Below are 15,429 nucleotides of genomic sequence, written 5' to 3' on the forward strand. Positions count from 1 at the left end.
TCAGTCGCGCTGTACCTGCACGATGCGTCCCGGCGCGCCGTTCACCACCTCAGCGACCGCCAGAAAACGGCGGGGCGTCGCGGTGCTGCCTTGAACGATCTGCCGGATCGGACCCGACGCGTTGACGATCGCCGCACCCGCCGGGTTGCTCATGAAGTTGGCAAGCGGCTCTACAGCGCCGCTACCATCCGCGTTGGCGGTCAGCACGAGCATGTAGGGCTTCTTGGGCTGCAAACCGGTAACGGCACTCTGCACGACCTGAATGATGCCTTGGTCGAAGAGGGTGATGCTGCTTGCCGCACCCTTGCCGCCGATCGGCCCCATAGTCAGATGCAACGCCTTGCCGGCCGTGCCGAGCGGCTGGAGATTGTCGGTGCCGGGGCCTGTCGGAACAGCGTTCGGCACATAGGCGATCGCCTGCGGTGCCTGTCCGACCGGCACGGTAGCGACGACCGTGTTGCCAGCGGTGTCGATCGCGGCCAGCTCATCGGCATTCTCCAGCCCGACATAGATGCGCCGACCGTCGCCGGACGGCCAGACACCGTGCGGCATCTTGCCGACTGGAATGGTTGCCACCAGCGTGAAGTCGGACGTGCGGAACACCTTCACCGCATTCTCCCCGCCGACCGTCACATAGGCGAACTGCCCCTTGGCCGTGCGGGCGAAGTTGACGTGATTGGTGATCGGCCCGGTATCCAGCACCTTGAGGATTGTGAAGGGTGGCCTGGCATCGAATGCGACCGTCTTGCCGATGTCCTTTAGCGTAAACCACGCCTGCTTGCCGTCCGGCGTCGCGGCGATGTTGGGGCAGAATGGGCTCGGCTGCGCCACCTGTCCGACCTGTGCGTGGGTTGCGACATCGAACACGGCCAGCACCGGATTGAACGAGGAACAGACATAGCCGTATCGCCCATCGGGCGAGAAGATCGTCATACCCGGACCACCGGGCGTCTTGATGCGGCCGGTTTCCTTGTACGTCGCGGGATCGAGCACGGCGATATAGTCCTCGCCGCGAACGGTGACCCAGACCTCCTTTCCGTCCGGCGTGAAGAACGCCTCGTGCGGACTGCGCCCGACATAGGTCGTGTGTTTGACCGTGTTGGTGGCGGTGTCGATCCACGACACGGCATTCGATCCGATCGACACGACCGCCAAGGTCTTCCCGTCCGGCGAGAAGCCCAGGCCGTGGACCAGCACTTGTCCCTTGTAGAGCGGGGAGAAGTTCATCGGCTGCGGATCGCCGAGCTTGATGACGCCGAGCAGCCGGTTGTCGGCAGGGTCCGTCACCGACACCGTGTTGGAGAATTGTTCGGACGCATAGACGCGGTCGCGGTGGCTGACGGGCATGTCCTTGGCGTTCCACGGCGCCTGCTGCGCCATGGCGAGGCCCGGTGCGGCGCTCATCAGCAAGGCGGCCGAGCGCAGGATGGTCCGGATCATGTCAGTGCTCCATAGGGCTGTGGTGGTCGCCGCCCTGCGTCGGGGCCGGCGTCGAAGGCGGTAGCGGCTGACCGATCGCCAACTTCATAGCGGCAATCTCCTGCTGCTGATCGATGATGATCTCCTGCGCGATGCGCTTGAGCTGCTCGTTATGGCCGTAGCGCAGCTCCGCCACTGCCATATCGATCGCACCCTGATGATGCGGGAGCATCATCGTGACGAAGTCGCGGTCGACGTTGCCGGACGGCTTGACCATCATGCCCGCCATCATCCGGTCCATCGCGGCAGCCACCATGCTGGCGTAACCACCGGCAGGGGCGGCCGCGACTGCGCCTGTGAGCAGGGCCGAAGCAGTCAGACCGAGCATCCAATATCGTCTACGCATAAGCCTCCGGCGCATCAGTCCTGAAAGCATAGACGACGCTCGTCCGGGTTTATTCCATGGGTGAGCCGGTTATCAGCCTTCCCGATTGGGAACCTCCAACGGGACGACCGTGACCGACACAAAAATCCGCTGTATGCCCGCCGGGGCTTTCCCAAAATATGTTCCCGAAATATGAGTCCCGAAATTCGCTGTTTGAGATGGGATAACGGGACTCATGCTGGTTGGTTATGCGCGTGTCTCGACCTCCGACCAGGACCTGACGCTACAAACCGATGCGCTGACCAAGGCTGGCTGTGAAAAGCTGTTCACCGACAAGGTGAGCGGCGCGAAGCTGAACCGTCCCGGTCTGACCGAAGCTCTCAATTTCGTGCGGGCCGGTGACACGCTGGTGATATGGAAGCTCGATCGCCTTGGCCGATCGATCGGGGGCCTGATCGAACTGGCGGCGGACTTGTCCGCTCGGAAGATTGATTTCCGGTCCCTGACGGACGGGTTCGACACGGCAACCCCATCGGGCCGTCTGCTGTTCCATATCCTCGCTTCTGTCGCGGAGATGGAGCGCGAACTGATAAAGGAACGGACGATTGCCGGTTTGGCAGCGGCACGGGCCAAGGGCGGCACGGGCGGAGGCCGCAAGTCGGTCATGACGCCTGACATGCTCGATACCGCCCGCAAGCTGCTCAAGGCTGGCGACAAACCGGCGAAGGTCGCGAAGCTGCTCCAGGTCGGCCGTTCTACCTTCTATCGCCACTTCCCTGCGGCCGAGCGCGAACCCGGCTAACCGGCGTCAGAAGATCGTCGCGTAGTAGGATTGCTCGAACCGGCCACGGCTGATCCGGGCCATGCGCTCGATGCGTTCCGGCACCGGGGGCGGGCGACGGTTCCGGGCCGGTCTTGCGTCGGTGCGGGCTAACAGCACGAGATTGGCAATGGCCGCGCCCAACAGAAACTCTTCTTCGGCACCGCGCAGTCCGCGAAGGTGCAGGCGGGTCAGCCCTCGCTTGCCTTTGGCATCGGCGAACACCCGCTCGACACCCCGGCGCAGCCGCATCGACCGCTTGAATAGCGGCGTCTGCATCTCGCCGCGCACCATCTCACGCACGTCCTCATATTCGCTGTGCGTGACCGACCTGTTGCTGCCTGCGGTGCATTTCCGTTTGAGGTGACAGGCGCGGCAATCGGCAGGACTGGCGCTGTATCGGAGAAAGCCCGCCCGACGATCGGCACCGCGAAAGGGCAGTATCTTCCCAGCGGGGCAGACATAGCGGTCCTGCTCCCGCTCATAGCGGAAGGCTTCGCGGGGGAATTTGCCCTTGGTCTGTTCGGATCGTTCCAGCACCGGGATATGCGGGATGGTGCCGCGATCGGTGACGAACGCCAGGAACGCAGCGCTGCCATAGGCGGTGTCGGCCGCGACACGCTTTGGCCGATAGCCGAACCGATTGTCGGCCCGTGCCAGCATGGTCCGCCCCGCATCGACTTCCGCGGCGAAGCGGGCGGGACTGGCCTCCACGTCGATCGCCACCCCTCCCGGCGTGTCAATCAGGACATTGAAGGCATAGCCGAACCGGCCCCGCGCCGTGCGCGCCGACCATGCCGACGCCGGATCGGTGCGTGACACCTCGGCCGGTTTGCCACGCGGTACGCCATGTTCCTGCGGTGGAGCATTGGCCTGATCCGCCAGCCATTCACAAACCGGGCGGGGAAGCCGGGGCGCGGCCATGTCGGCGTCCCGCATCTTGCGCTGCCAGCTTGCATCGGCCGCGACGAACGATGCATCGATTGCGGCATCCTTGTGGGCGATCAGCCCCGCATCGGCGCAGCGCCGCACCGTCTGCTCGAACAGGATGCGGAAGATGCTAGCATCGCGGAAGCGGCCATGCCGGTTCTTGCTAAACGTCGAGTGGTGCGGCACCGGCGCGTTGAGCGGCAATCGGCAGAACCAGCGATAGGCGAGGTTGAAGCGGACTTCCTCACACAGACGGCGCTCCGACGTGATGCCATAGAGGCGAGCGATCAGCGCCATGCGGACCAGCAATTCAGGCGCGATCGAGGGACGCCCACGGCAACTGTAGTGCGGCGCGAGCGCATCGCGCAGTTCACCCAGGTCGATCAGCCCGTCTATCCTGTGCAGCATATGATCGGCGGGGATCATCGCTCCCAGCGCCCGCCAGCTTGCGCCCTTGCCGCCTCGCTGTTGCTCACCCATCATGGCCGCTGCTCCCGATGTGTCGAAGCAGGGAACCCGTTAGGAACGCGATCGGATCACCCGGCCTTTTTTCAACAGCCCCGACCGGTTTTGACACCTAAGTGGTTGTATATTGGTCAAGCAATTCGATCACGGCACAACTCGCCGCCCCGTCGCCCTCGCAACGGTCGATCGTCGTGGCAAGCAGGCTTTCGAGTTGCGCTAGGTCTGCCATTTTCGCGCGAACCCGCTCCAGGTGGTGGGCCGCGATCTCGCGGACCTCACTGCACGACGCCTGCGCGGGACCGCCAAGTGACAGGATCGCGCGCACCTCGGCCGGGGTGAAGCCGAGTTCACGCGCGCCACGGATGAATCCAAGGACGCGGACGTGGCCGGCCCCATATACTCGCCGGCCCCCGCTCGTGCGGGGTGGGGTCGCCACAATGCCGACGCGCTCGAAATAGCGGATCGTCTCGATGTTCACGCCGGTTCGGCGCGACAACTCGCCGATAGCTAGGCCTTTCTCATCCCTCATAATTCGCTTGCTCCTGTAGCCGCTACAGGAGGCATTAGGGGGTTATTCCGCCGGAGACGACTGATGAATAAAAGGATTTTGCCGCACGAAACCCTGGCCGCTTCCGCATCGCCACGCCGCGCCGACGCGGGGCTATCCGCCCTGGGTGCGCTGGCGAGCTTCGGCGCGGTCCTAGCCGCCGCATCCTGCTGCGTCTTGCCGCTCGCGCTGGCGGCGCTGGGCGTGGGGGCGGGCCTGTCGAGCACCTTCGCCGCGCTGATGCCTCTGCGCTGGGCCCTGACGGCGCTTTCCCTCGTCGGCCTGGCTGCCGGGTGGTGGGCGTATGTGCGGCGTCGGAGGACCTGCGCTGCGGATCGGTCCTGCACCGTGACCCTACCGTCCCGCGCAACTCCGATCATGCTCACGATCGGCACGACCCTGACGCTGACCGCGCTGATATGGGATCGCATTGAAGCGCCGCTTATAAAGGCGCTTTCCTGATGCAGCTCACCTCCACGCTGACCTGTCCCGAGTGCGGCGGTGTCGCGACCGAGACGATGCCCACCAACGCCTGCCAGTTCTTCTATGATTGCCGACATTGCGCGGCGGTGCTGCGGCCCCTGGCCGGCGACTGCTGCGTGTTCTGCTCGTTCGGCGATGTCCCATGCCCTCCGATTCAGGAGGCGAAGGCGAACGGGACCGTGGCGGGCTGCTGCGGGTGAGGGGGTATCGCACCTTTCAATCCGGGATGAGCGCGTAACCCCGGATTTGTAGATTCGCCAAGGTTGTAAGCGCCGAATCATCGATCTCAACGCCCGAAGCCACTTGGTTCGGCATGATCTCATTTCCGACCATGGCCTGACTGCAAACGCGGATTGAAACACCGGCTTTCTGGAGAGCGGCAATCAGCGCAGCGTTCGGGTTGGCCGCTACCTTCATACGCGCCGCATATGGCGCGTTCTGCAGGACGAGCGGGGTCGCGGGACCATGAATGATGACGGCGATGTCACCAGCCGGATGGACCTTGTCCGCGCCTAGCAGGTTCACGAAGCGCGCGACCTTCTCAAGGCTGGGATTCACTTTGTCGGGAGAGCTTGCGGCCTTGGTGACATTGAACAAGACGCGGTAGCGAAGCTTGGGATCGGGCCGCTCGGCAGCACTGGGCACGGCCACGATCCCGCCAAATCCCGGTATTACGGGATAAACCAGATTATCCTGTGCAGCTAGCGAGGTGCCGCCGGTCAGCATCGTTGCCGCGAGCAGAAATGTGGCGAAAGCTCTTTTTGGCAACCTTGCTCTCCTGTTGGACGGTAGGCGCTGCATAAACTCTCCAGAAGTGGGAGCCTACGCCTACGCAACACTGAACTGGCCCATCATTCCATTATCCTCATGTTCAAGGATATGGCAGTGATACATGAAGGGAGCGCTCTTGGCCGGCTGATCAAATCGGATGAGAAGCTCCACCGGTTCCTTGACGAGGACCGTGTCGCGCGGCCCCTGGTCGAGAACATCGGGCTGCCCGCCACCGCGGGTGAGAACATCAAAGTGGACGCCGTGAATATGGATCGGGTGGCGCATCATTTCGCCAGACACCTCCCATATTTCGGTGGAGCCTAGCTTCACCGTCTCATCGATGCGATTCATGTCGAATGGCTTGCCATTGATCGTAAGGCCGCCACCGCCGCTTCCTGAGCCCATCATGCCGCCCATGCCCATGTTGAGGCTCAGACGGCGACGGCGCACCGCCTTGCTGGCGTCGGGCCCAGTTCGTGATGCCAGAAGGGTCGGCACGACGCCGCTGGCACGAGCCTGTCCCAACGGCCGTGGTTCAAACCGCAGCACGGTCGCTGGTGCCGCGGCATCGGTCCTTCGGGCGCCACGCCCCATCATACCCATGCCGCCCATCATCGAGCTGTTGGTATCAGCCGCCGTCACCAGCGAGGCGGACCTACCGTCCGTGAAGTCCACGAGAAGCTCGGCACGTTGGCCCGGCGCCAAGGTTATGGCTTCCAATGCCACTGCGTGTTCGAGCAGCCCCCCTTCGGTTCCGATCCAGTGAAAGCTCCGCCGATCGGAAAACGACAGCTCATAAATCCGCGCGTTCGATGCGTTGACGAGCCGCAAGCGAACCAACCGATTTGGCACCGCCGCCAGCGGATTCACCGCGCCGTTCACAAGGATCGTGTCGCCGCGCCGGCCCTGCATGGCGACCATCATGCCGCCTGGCATGACAAGGCGACCATTTTCGAACTGGCGATCCTGGATGAGCAGGGGCAGATCGTCCACGCCATATTCTGACGGGAGCCCCAGGCCCTGCTCTTCGTCGTCGGTTACCAGCAACGCCCCAGCCAGGCCCGAATAGACTTGCTCGGCCGTCAACCCATGGACGTGTGAGTGATAAAGGAGGGTCGCTGCGGGCTGCCGGATCGGGAGCGTGGGCCGCCAGGTCGCGCCCGGCGCGATGATCTGATGGGGGCCACCATCCAGCTCTCCGGGGATCAGAAGCCCGTGCCAATGCACAGTCGTGTCCGCGTTGAGCCCGTTGGTCACGACAGCCGCCACGTCGTCGCCACGGCGCACCCTGATCGTCGGTCCGAGATAGCTGCCATTATACCCGAGCGTGTCACTCGGCCGGCCTGGATAAAATGAAGTCGTTCCGGACTGGACCCGTAGCGCGAATGAGCGGCCAGGCCGTGCGTCCAACAGCGGCGGCATCGGAAGCGGGTTTGCACCTCCCCCGCCGAGGCCCGGCGTGGAGCGCGAGCAAGCGGTGGTTGCGAACAATGCCGCTCCGCCAGCCAACAGCGAACGTCGATCGAGCATCTAAATCTGTCCCAGCGTGCAGCGCAGCTCGGAAGCGATACGGACAGCCTGGTCGATCAGCATGGGGTTACCTCGCACTCCGGCGCTTCGAAGGAGCCTCGATGGCTTGGCGAAATAGTAGCTCACGGGGGGAACCTCCTAGCTGGCGCTTGATCGAACACCACTCCATCATATATGCTACATATAAGATGTTTGGAGCAACTGTGCCACCTTCCCTCGTTAAAATGTCTCCGGAGCTTCTGGAGGAAAAGGCCGGCGAAGCGGAAGCGTTCCTCCGTTCGCTTGCGAGCCGGCACCGTCTGATGATCCTGTGCAGCCTGCTCGGCGGGGAGTTGTCGGTAACCGATCTGGGCGAACGCCTCGGACTGACACAGTCGAATTTGTCCCGCCATCTGGCCACGCTGCGCGACGAAGGCCTGGTCGGAACACGGCGGGAGAAAACGACGATATTCTACCGCATCACGTCCGAGCGCGTGCTGCCGATCCTGACGGAACTCTACGCACTCTTTTGCGCCGGTGACGAAGCTGAGAGCAGAGAATCCTGACGATGGAGGGTTTCACCCCATTCTCGGCCATCGTGGGCGGCGCGCTAATCGGCCTCTCGGCTTCCTTCCTGTGGATCGCCAATGGGCGCATCGCTGGAATCAGCGGCATCGTCGGCGGGGTGCTTGCGCCTGTCCGCGGCGAGATGGCCTGGCGCGCAACATTCCTGGTCGGCCTGCTCGCCGCGCCCTTGCTCTACCGGGCGGCGGGCGGCCTGCTACCGGACCTCACGTCGCCGGCCCCAGTCGCCGTCGTGATCGCAGCCGGCCTTCTGGTGGGATTTGGGACTCGGCTCGGGAGTGGTTGCACCAGCGGGCATGGCGTCTGCGGAATAGCGAGGCTCTCGCCCCGCTCGCTCGCCGCGACAGGCGTCTTCCTCATCACAGCGGCCGCGACTGTGTACGTCGCCCGACACGTCATCGGACTCTGAGCAATGAGGAAGCTGCTCATCGCGCTCGCCTCGGGGCTCATTTTCGGCTTCGGCCTGATCGTCTCCGCCATGATAGCCCCCAGCAAGGTTCTGGCGTTTCTTGATGTCGCCGCGCCGTCGTGGGACCCGAGCCTTGCCTTGGTGCTGGCCTCGGCCGTCATGGTTTCAGCGTTGGGATTTGCACTCGGCCGAAGGCGCGATGCTCCGCTTTTCGCACCGGCGTTCAATGGGCCATCGTCCCGGTCCCTGGACAAGAAGCTTCTCTCGGGCGCGGCTTTGTTCGGCGTCGGATGGGGCCTCGTCGGCTACTGCCCTGGTCCGGCCCTGGTCGCCCTGAGCCTCGGAGCGCCGGCGGCGCTGGTGTTCGTCGTGGCGATGCTGGCGGGCATGGGCGTCTTCGCCCTTCAGGAACGTTATCGCGCAGCCAGGCCCGGGGCAAACCCATGACGCCGGTCGACATCCTCACGCTCATATCCGGTGTCGTCGTCGGCTTTACCCTCGGGGTGATCGGCGGCGGCGGCTCGATCCTTGCCCTGCCGTTGCTGCTGTATGTCGTGGGCATGAAGGACCCGCACGTCGCGATCGGCACGAGCGCGCTGGCGGTGGCCGCCAATGCCTTCGCCAACCTGATCCAGCACGCCCGGGCCGGAACCGTGAAGTGGCCCTGCGCCCTCGTCTTCGGGGCATCGGGCGTCATAGGCGCCCTGATCGGCTCCACCCTGGGCAAGATGGTGGCGGGTCAGCATCTCCTGGTGCTGTTCGCAGGCGTGATGATCGTGGTGGGGGTTTCCATGCTGCGCGGCAAATCCGGCGGCGGCGACCCGGGCGTGCGGATCACGCGCCCCATCGCTGTGCGGCTCGTGGCGATCGGCCTTCTCGCCGGCCTCCTGTCAGGGTTCTTCGGCATCGGCGGCGGCTTCCTGATTGTGCCCGGCATCATGCTCGGCAGCGGCATGCCCATCCTCAACGCGGTCGGATCGTCGCTGTTTTCGGTGGGAACGTTCGGATCGGCGACAGCCCTCAACTATGCCCTGTCAGGACTCGTGGATTGGCGCGTGGCCGGCTTCTTCATCGCTGGCGGGGTCGCTGGCGGCGTCGCCGGCATGCAAACCGCCATCCGGCTCGCCGATCATAAGGGCTTGCTCACCCGCATCTTCGCTTTCGTCCTGCTGGCCGTGGCCGCCTACATGCTGTTCCGCAGCCTGGGCGGGATCGGCGGCTAGACACCATTGGAGACCGATCATGATCTTTCGTCAGTTGTTCGAGCCGGAGTCCTCGACCTACACCTACCTCCTCGGTTGCCCGGAGACGCGCAAAGCCGTCCTGATCGATCCTGTCCTCGAAACGATCGAACGCGACCTTGCCGCGCTTCAGGAACTGGATCTCGAACTGGCTTATACGTTGGAGACGCATGTGCATGCGGACCACGTCACATCGGCCTGCTATCTGCGCAGCCTTACCGGCTCCAAGATCGCGTACCCCGCCATGGACGGCCTTCCCTGTGCTGACGTGGGGGTCGCCGAGGACCAGCCTTTGACTGTCGGCGCGCTCAAGCTTCAGCCGCTGTTTACGCCGGGGCACACCGACGCCCACCATACCTACCTGGTTGAGCAGCCCGATGGTCTTCGCGCCTTCACCGGCGACGCCCTGCTAATCGACGGCTGTGGCCGCACCGACTTCCAAAACGGTGACGCCGCCACCCTTTATCACTCCGTCACGCAGAAGATTTTCACGCTGCCGGGCGATGGTCTGATCTACCCGGCTCACGACTACAATCATCGCCACATCACGACAGTGGCGCAGGAGCGTGAACGGAACCCGCGCCTTGCGGGCAAGACCGTTCAGGAATTCGTCGCGATCATGGCCGCTCTCGATCTTCCCTACCCAAAGAAGATCGACGTTGCCGTTCCGGCAAACAAGCTTTGCGGTGATTGCCCGACAGATTTGCCGGAAATGCTGCGCCAGATAGGCGGCAAGTCCGAGCAGGGCTGAGCCATCCGATACAGGTTCATTTACAGGAGAAAGTCGATGCCAACACGCACCTCGAAACAACTCGTTTCCGAAGCGAATGCGATTGTCGAAACTATCGCGCCTGACGATGCAGCCAAACTTGTCGGCAATCCCAAGGTCCAGTTCGTTGACATCCGCGAGCCAGGGGAAGTCGCAAAATCGGGGCTGGTGGCTGGTGCGGTGCATGTCCCGCGTGGCCTTCTGGAATTCCAGGTCGATCCTGAAAGCCCCACCCACAATGCCAAACTCGCCAGTGGATCGCGGTTGGTGCTCTATTGTGGGTCCGGCGCCCGCTCGGCGCTGGCCGCAAAATCACTCAAGGAGATGGGCGTGGAGAATGTCGCCCACGTCCCCGGCGGGTTTGCGGCGCTCAAGGATGCCGGCGCTTCAATCGCACCGGAATAACCCATGGCGCGCTCGAGCGCCGCTTCTCGCAGGCAGGATACAATCCTTGGATAGCCATATCGCATTCGCCAGCCTCGGATTGAGCCCGATAGCCATCTCCATAGGCCCGCTCGACATCCGCTGGTACTCGCTGGCCTATATCGCCGGCATCATTGCCGGGTGGTGGTATCTGCTGCGGCTGCTGGCCCAACCAGCGGCCCCGATGAACCGCGCACAAGCCGACGATCTCGTGTTCTACGCGACGTTGGGCGTTATCCTCGGTGGCCGTCTCGGCTATGTGATCTTTTACGGTCCTGAGATGATCTTCGACCCCCTGCAAATCCTCAAGCTGTGGGACGGCGGCATGTCGTTCCACGGGGGTGCAGCTGGCGTCTCGCTCGCGCTGATCCTGTTCGCGCGACGACACGGCCTCGAATGGCTGCGGGTCCATGATTATGTCGCCTGCACCGTGCCGATCGGCCTGTTCTTCGGCCGCCTCGCTAATTTCGTGAATGGTGAGCTTTGGGGAAAGCCCACCGATGTGCCTTGGGCGATTGTGTTCCCCGGAAGTCGCGATGGCCTCGCGCGTCACCCGAGCCAGCTCTACGAAGCCGGGCTGGAAGGACTGGTCTTGTTTGCCGTGCTCGCGTGCCTTTTCTGGTTTACCAACGCCCGACGTCGCCCTGGCATGCTCGTCGGCGTGTTCCTTCTTGGCTATGGGCTCGCTCGCTTCATTGTCGAATTCTTCCGGGAGCCGGATGCCCAGCTTGTCGGCTTCACAGCCAGAACAGGGCTTCATATGGGTCAGTGGCTCACCGTGCCGATGATTGCCGCAGGTATCTATTTGATAGTCGCAGCTTGGCGCGCCGGCTCGCGCAACCAGCAGGGCAAATCAGTAAAAAGTGAGCCAGCAATCATGCCAAAATCGAGTTGCAGTGAATAGGAACTAGCGGTCGCTATCCTGCTGCTCCTCAAGGCTAGCACCAACTTTGATTGTGCATCGCACCGTCTCGCGCGTTCGGGCTGCGGCCTTGCTGCACCCTTCGATCGTTTCGCGATTGGCCAACACCATCCTGTCGGCCGCTATGATCGCGCGGAACGCGGTGGGCGAGGCGGCCTGCATCATCCGCTGCCCGCCTTCCCACATTGACAGGTCGAGCGCTCGCGCCGCCATCTTTTCCGGCCATTGCCAGCTCGCCGGCACGGCACGCGCGACGACGCCGGCGAACGCCGCCCAAAGCACCATGCCGAGCACCACTCCGCCGATCGCCGTCCACATCAACCAGCGGTTCTGCTCGTAGCCCCGCCGCGCCGATGCGGTGACGCCCTGAAGCGCCCGAGTTGCATCCTTCAGCTCTGCGGCTGCGGTCGCGATCGTCCGCCGGTCCTCGGCGCGGGCGTCACCGCCTGCCGCTACGATCCGGTCAACAACGTGACGCGGCGTTGCTCCGTCCCTGGCTGCCGTCACCAGCGCGTCGGCGCGCTGCAAGGTGGCGTCGATCTTCTGCACCATGCCCGCCAGCGTCTCGCTATAGGGGGCGTTTGCGGGAGGGGGCGGAATCCTACGCTAAGGATTTGGGCCAGCGATATTCCCCGGTTAGATTGATGTGTTCCCATCCCAACGGCGAGACGTGGGCGAGTAGATCAGGCGCGATATGGGTACCGCTGGCGGCCCGGGTATTGACGACCTCGCCGAGCTTCATGGTGTTCCAGAATATGATGATGGCGGCGAGCAGGTTCATTCCGGCGATGCGATAGTGCTGGCCTTCGCCGGATCGATCCCGGATTTCACCTCGGCGGTGGAAGCTGATGGCGCGCTTTAGGGCGTGGTGGGCCTCACCCTTGTTGAGGCCGATCTGAGCCTGGCGCTGGAGGCCGGCATCAAGAATCCAGTCGATCATGAACAGGGTTCGCTCGATGCGGCCCACCTCTCGCAATGCGAGGGCCAGCTCATTCTGGCGCGGGTAAGAGGCGAGCTTGCGAAGAATCTGGCTGGGGGCGACGATCCCCGCTGCGATCGTCGCCATGATGCGCAGGATGTCGGGCCAGTTGCGCTCGATGAGCGGTTCATTGATCTTACCTCCGACCAGCGCTCGCACATTGGCCGGCGTCGCGTTGGGCGTGAAGGCATAGAGTCTTTTCTGAGGGAGATCGCGGATACGGGGGGCGAACCTGTAGCCGAGCAAGGCGCAGGCGGCGAACACATGATCGGTGAAGCCGCCCGTGTCGGCAAAATGCTGGCGAACGCGGCGGCCCGCGTCATTCATGAGCAGCCCGTCCAGGATATAGGGAGCCTCGCTGACCGTTGCCGGGATCACCTGGGTTGCGAACGGCGCATATTGATCGGACACATGGCTGTATCCCTTGAGGCCCGGGACGTTGCCATATTTCGCGTTGATCAGATTCATCGCCTCGCCCTGCTCGGTAGCAAGGAAGAACTGCCCGTCGCTGGATGCCGATTGCCCTTGTCCCCAGAAGGCGGCCATGGGCAGGGCGGCGTGGGCCTCCACGATCATGGCGAGCGCCCGATCATAGGCGCTGCCTTCGACATGCCAGCGCGCGATCCGCAGCAATTCCCAGAAGCTGTGCGTGTTGGTCGCCGCCGCCATCTTGCGCAAACCGAGATTGACGCCTTCCGCCAGCAACACGTTCATCAGGCCGATCCGGTCGCTGCAGGGCGCGCCGGTGCGCAGATGCGTGAACGCCTCGGAAAATCCGGTTCGCTCATCGACTTCCAGCAACAGATCGGTGATCCTCGCGGGCGGGAGCTGTTGATAGAGATCGAGCACGAGATCCTCGGCCCCTTCGGGCGTGTCGGCCCTCAGCTTGTCGATGTGCAGCTTGCCGTTCTCGATGATGCCGCCTGGGATCGTGCCGGTTCGCGCCGCGCGGCCAAACTCCTTCAGCCGTGTATCCAGTCGAGCCCTGCGCTCGGCCAGCCATTCGCCGGGCCGCAGCGGCACGGCGAGCCGCGCGGTCTGCTCTATCGCCTGTGGCGGGACCAGAAGCTGCTTGAGGTCGCCATAGCGGCGCGATCCCGCCAACCATATGTCACCGGACCGGAAGGCGTCGCGGATGTGGAACAGCACCGCGATTTCCCAAAGCCGGTGGTCGCCGCTGGGCTCAGCGCGAAGATGACGATGCCATTTCGAGTTGGGACGTAGAAAATCCACCGGCGGATCGACCTTGATCCCGTTACGCAGCATCGCAACGGCCGCCAGAAGAGGCGTGGCGATCGGCGCCGCCTGCATGTCGAGCAGGCGCAGCATCCTGGGCGCGTAGAGGCGGAAACGGTGATAGCCGTCCAGCACACGGCTGAGCGGGTCGGCCGCGAGCACGTTGGTCAGCGCGGAGGCCGTGGCGACAAGGGTTCTGAACCGTTCCCAGCCAGGCCCGGTGGCGATTATCCCGTCCAGGGCCGTGCCATCGTCCTGCGCTCCAAGCAAAGCACCACCGATTTCGGCAAAGGACTTCAGCGTGTCCCGAACGGCCGCCTTTTCGTCGGCGATCCTGGTGTTGCAAAGGCGTTCGGAGGCCCGATAGAGACGGCCTACGATGCGATCGTGGGTCTCCACGATGACATCGGCCAGCGATGACCGCCATTCCAGGGTGCAGACAGCGAGGATCGCAAGCCGCCTGTCTTCGGGCAGATCACGCATGCCGTCGGCGTAATAGCGCTCGCCCTGCCGGCGAAGCCGGGTCACACGATGCGCCGGCACGCCGTCCAGCAAATCCGCCGGAAGATCGAACCTTTGAAGATATTCCAGTCGATCCATCAGCCGGTTAGCGGCTGCTGAATTTGCGCCAACCTCGAACTGTCGCAGCCATACGAAGCGCGTGACGCGACCATCCACCGTATCCTCCAACAGGTGAGCCAAATTCTCGCTCAGGGTTGGCGTGATGCGATGGGCGATAAGATCCTCGATCCGGCGCTCGGCCTCAACCAGCGCATCGGCGCAAAGGCGCTCGATCGTCGAGGAGCCGGGAAGGATCGTGCGGGTGCGGCGACACTCCGCAACGAAGCGACGGGCAAGATCCTCATTCGATGTCGCCGCCTCGGCTTCCCGAGCGATCCATTCGCGCAAATCCCGTGCGCCCCGCCCCGAAAAGGAGCGATAGCCGTAGATTCGGCGAAGGTCCGCCAGATGCTCGTGCCGGGTCTCCTCGCGCGCGGCATAGAGGAGTAGATCGTCGCTGGTCAGGCCGAGCTGGGCCGCGATGAAATCCGATACCTGCGCCGGGATCAACTCGCCAGGAGCGAGCACCCGGCCCGGGTAGCGCAGGACGCACAGTTGCAGCGCGAAGCCAAAACGATTGTGGGCGCGCCGGCGCTGGCGGATATGCCCGAGATCCTCATCGCTGAGGGTATAGTGCCGCAGCAGCTCACCTTGATCGACCGGCAAGTGAAGCAGCGCCTCGCGCTGTCGATCGGTCAGGGTCACGCGACGCGGCATACATGCTCCTTATTCTTTCCGAGCTACGGTTTGAGATAGCTTGATTGAGATGCTGGTTAAGATACACAATAGCCCAATCTTATGTGCTCATGTTCGTCACCGCCTCAAACCTTCGTTTGTGATCCATGCTGATCGGCTACGCCCGCGTGTCCAAAGCCGACGGCTCGCAGTCGCTCGACCTGCAGCACGATGCCCTTCGCGCTGCCGGTGTCGAGCCAGGCAATATCTATGATGATCGTGCATCCGGTAGCCGTGATG

19 protein-coding genes are annotated in these 15,429 nt (G+C 63.6%); 11 read left to right on the forward strand and 8 right to left on the reverse strand.

Annotated features, from left to right (window positions below; translation table 11 throughout):
* Both RLDS_RS31025 and RLDS_RS0127585 read right to left on the reverse strand, forming a co-directional pair.
* Complete coding sequence (locus RLDS_RS31025) at window positions 1-1,440, reverse strand: YncE family protein (protein ID WP_021224443.1); 1,440 nt, start codon at window positions 1,438-1,440, stop codon at window positions 1-3.
* Window position 1,441: 1 nt separating this feature from the next.
* Window positions 1,442-1,825: a DUF305 domain-containing protein gene (locus RLDS_RS0127585; protein ID WP_228222241.1), complete on the reverse strand. Its 384-nt coding sequence runs from the start codon at window positions 1,823-1,825 to the stop codon at window positions 1,442-1,444.
* Between the two features lie 214 nt (window positions 1,826-2,039).
* Here RLDS_RS0127585 and RLDS_RS31030 point away from each other — a divergent pair, with 214 nt between their 5' ends.
* Complete coding sequence (locus RLDS_RS31030; protein ID WP_004212894.1) at window positions 2,040-2,606, forward strand: recombinase family protein; 567 nt, start codon at window positions 2,040-2,042, stop codon at window positions 2,604-2,606.
* A gap of 6 nt (window positions 2,607-2,612) precedes the next feature.
* On the opposite strand, the gene RLDS_RS31035 is transcribed toward RLDS_RS31030, so the two are convergent.
* Together RLDS_RS31035 and RLDS_RS31040 are read right to left on the reverse strand one after the other, a co-directional pair.
* Window positions 2,613-4,037, reverse strand: coding sequence for a transposase (locus RLDS_RS31035; protein WP_021224445.1), 1,425 nt, complete (start codon window positions 4,035-4,037; stop codon window positions 2,613-2,615).
* A 94-nt stretch (window positions 4,038-4,131) separates the two neighbouring features.
* Window positions 4,132-4,548, reverse strand: a complete 417-nt coding sequence (locus tag RLDS_RS31040) for a MerR family transcriptional regulator (RefSeq protein WP_021224446.1) — start codon at window positions 4,546-4,548, stop codon at window positions 4,132-4,134.
* A gap of 63 nt (window positions 4,549-4,611) precedes the next feature.
* Here RLDS_RS31040 and RLDS_RS31045 point away from each other — a divergent pair, with 63 nt between their 5' ends.
* Together RLDS_RS31045 and RLDS_RS31050 are read left to right on the forward strand one after the other, a co-directional pair.
* Window positions 4,612-5,028, forward strand: coding sequence for a mercuric transporter MerT family protein (locus RLDS_RS31045; protein WP_004213257.1), 417 nt, complete (start codon window positions 4,612-4,614; stop codon window positions 5,026-5,028).
* Window positions 5,028-5,249 (forward strand): GDCCVxC domain-containing (seleno)protein, encoded by a 222-nt coding sequence (locus RLDS_RS31050; protein WP_004213258.1) that lies wholly within the window; start codon window positions 5,028-5,030, stop codon window positions 5,247-5,249. Before RLDS_RS31045 ends, RLDS_RS31050 begins: the two co-directional genes overlap by 1 nt.
* Before the next feature lie 16 nt (window positions 5,250-5,265).
* Here RLDS_RS31050 and RLDS_RS31055 read toward each other — a convergent pair whose 3' ends face one another.
* Together RLDS_RS31055 and RLDS_RS31060 are read right to left on the reverse strand one after the other, a co-directional pair.
* Window positions 5,266-5,775, reverse strand: a complete 510-nt coding sequence (locus RLDS_RS31055; protein ID WP_007406276.1) for a DsrE family protein — start codon at window positions 5,773-5,775, stop codon at window positions 5,266-5,268.
* Between the two features lie 102 nt (window positions 5,776-5,877).
* On the reverse strand, window positions 5,878-7,350 hold the full coding sequence (locus RLDS_RS31060) for a multicopper oxidase family protein (RefSeq protein WP_007016074.1): 1,473 nt from the start codon (window positions 7,348-7,350) through the stop codon (window positions 5,878-5,880).
* Window positions 7,351-7,553: 203 nt separating this feature from the next.
* Between RLDS_RS31060 and RLDS_RS31065 the strand changes: the two genes are divergently transcribed.
* Genes RLDS_RS31065 through lgt form a run of 7 tightly spaced genes read left to right on the forward strand, consistent with a single transcriptional unit; the run spans window position 7,554 to window position 11,660 of the window.
* Window positions 7,554-7,895, forward strand: a complete 342-nt coding sequence (locus RLDS_RS31065; RefSeq protein ID WP_004213264.1) for an ArsR/SmtB family transcription factor — start codon at window positions 7,554-7,556, stop codon at window positions 7,893-7,895.
* Window positions 7,896-7,897: 2 nt separating this feature from the next.
* Window positions 7,898-8,323 (forward strand): YeeE/YedE family protein, encoded by a 426-nt coding sequence (locus RLDS_RS31070; RefSeq protein ID WP_004213265.1) that lies wholly within the window; start codon window positions 7,898-7,900, stop codon window positions 8,321-8,323.
* Between the two features lie 3 nt (window positions 8,324-8,326).
* The gene (locus RLDS_RS31075) at window positions 8,327-8,770 is read left to right on the forward strand and encodes a DUF6691 family protein (protein WP_004213266.1); all 444 of its coding nucleotides are present in this window, start codon (window positions 8,327-8,329) and stop codon (window positions 8,768-8,770) included.
* A complete protein-coding gene (locus RLDS_RS31080; RefSeq protein WP_004213267.1) occupies window positions 8,767-9,546 on the forward strand; it encodes a sulfite exporter TauE/SafE family protein in 780 nt (259 codons plus the stop codon). The genes RLDS_RS31075 and RLDS_RS31080 overlap by 4 nt, the downstream gene beginning before the upstream one ends.
* Window positions 9,547-9,565: 19 nt before the next feature.
* A complete protein-coding gene (locus RLDS_RS31085) occupies window positions 9,566-10,315 on the forward strand; it encodes an MBL fold metallo-hydrolase (RefSeq protein WP_007016078.1) in 750 nt (249 codons plus the stop codon).
* A 36-nt stretch (window positions 10,316-10,351) separates the two neighbouring features.
* Complete coding sequence (locus RLDS_RS31090) at window positions 10,352-10,738, forward strand: rhodanese-like domain-containing protein (protein ID WP_004213269.1); 387 nt, start codon at window positions 10,352-10,354, stop codon at window positions 10,736-10,738.
* A 46-nt stretch (window positions 10,739-10,784) separates the two neighbouring features.
* A complete protein-coding gene (gene lgt, locus RLDS_RS31095) occupies window positions 10,785-11,660 on the forward strand; it encodes a prolipoprotein diacylglyceryl transferase (RefSeq protein ID WP_007016079.1) in 876 nt (291 codons plus the stop codon).
* A 3-nt stretch (window positions 11,661-11,663) separates the two neighbouring features.
* Here the strand turns inward: lgt and RLDS_RS31100 are convergent, their stop codons facing one another.
* Together RLDS_RS31100 and RLDS_RS31105 are read right to left on the reverse strand one after the other, a co-directional pair.
* Entirely contained in the window at window positions 11,664-12,278 is a 615-nt protein-coding gene (locus tag RLDS_RS31100) for a DUF6118 family protein (protein WP_228222247.1), read from the reverse strand.
* Window position 12,279: 1 nt separating this feature from the next.
* Window positions 12,280-15,171, reverse strand: coding sequence for a Tn3 family transposase (locus tag RLDS_RS31105; protein WP_016746447.1), 2,892 nt, complete (start codon window positions 15,169-15,171; stop codon window positions 12,280-12,282).
* A gap of 125 nt (window positions 15,172-15,296) precedes the next feature.
* Between RLDS_RS31105 and RLDS_RS55020 the strand changes: the two genes are divergently transcribed.
* Window positions 15,297-15,429: recombinase family protein (locus tag RLDS_RS55020; RefSeq protein WP_161626705.1), on the forward strand; the 133-nt coding region annotated here is incomplete at its 3' end.

Origin of the sequence: Sphingobium lactosutens DS20 (assembly GCF_000445105.1) — a bacterium.
Taxonomy (GTDB): Bacteria; Pseudomonadota; Alphaproteobacteria; order Sphingomonadales; family Sphingomonadaceae; genus Sphingobium; species Sphingobium lactosutens.

Coding starts and splice junctions, on each gene's coding strand:
- RLDS_RS31025 (WP_021224443.1), bottom strand. CDS start 1,440: ATGATCCGGACCATCCTGCGCTCGGCCGCCTTGCTGATGAGCGCCGCA.
- RLDS_RS31090 (WP_004213269.1), top strand. CDS start 10,352: ATGCCAACACGCACCTCGAAACAACTCGTTTCCGAAGCGAATGCGATT.
- RLDS_RS31035 (WP_021224445.1), bottom strand. CDS start 4,037: ATGATGGGTGAGCAACAGCGAGGCGGCAAGGGCGCAAGCTGGCGGGCG.
- RLDS_RS31050 (WP_004213258.1), top strand. CDS start 5,028: ATGCAGCTCACCTCCACGCTGACCTGTCCCGAGTGCGGCGGTGTCGCG.
- RLDS_RS31040 (WP_021224446.1), bottom strand. CDS start 4,548: ATGAGGGATGAGAAAGGCCTAGCTATCGGCGAGTTGTCGCGCCGAACC.
- RLDS_RS31085 (WP_007016078.1), top strand. CDS start 9,566: ATGATCTTTCGTCAGTTGTTCGAGCCGGAGTCCTCGACCTACACCTAC.
- RLDS_RS31070 (WP_004213265.1), top strand. CDS start 7,898: ATGGAGGGTTTCACCCCATTCTCGGCCATCGTGGGCGGCGCGCTAATC.
- RLDS_RS31060 (WP_007016074.1), bottom strand. CDS start 7,350: ATGCTCGATCGACGTTCGCTGTTGGCTGGCGGAGCGGCATTGTTCGCA.
- RLDS_RS0127585 (WP_228222241.1), bottom strand. CDS start 1,825: ATGCGTAGACGATATTGGATGCTCGGTCTGACTGCTTCGGCCCTGCTC.
- RLDS_RS31080 (WP_004213267.1), top strand. CDS start 8,767: ATGACGCCGGTCGACATCCTCACGCTCATATCCGGTGTCGTCGTCGGC.
- RLDS_RS31045 (WP_004213257.1), top strand. CDS start 4,612: ATGAATAAAAGGATTTTGCCGCACGAAACCCTGGCCGCTTCCGCATCG.
- RLDS_RS31075 (WP_004213266.1), top strand. CDS start 8,327: ATGAGGAAGCTGCTCATCGCGCTCGCCTCGGGGCTCATTTTCGGCTTC.
- RLDS_RS31030 (WP_004212894.1), top strand. CDS start 2,040: ATGCTGGTTGGTTATGCGCGTGTCTCGACCTCCGACCAGGACCTGACG.
- RLDS_RS31105 (WP_016746447.1), bottom strand. CDS start 15,171: ATGCCGCGTCGCGTGACCCTGACCGATCGACAGCGCGAGGCGCTGCTT.
- RLDS_RS31055 (WP_007406276.1), bottom strand. CDS start 5,775: ATGCTGACCGGCGGCACCTCGCTAGCTGCACAGGATAATCTGGTTTAT.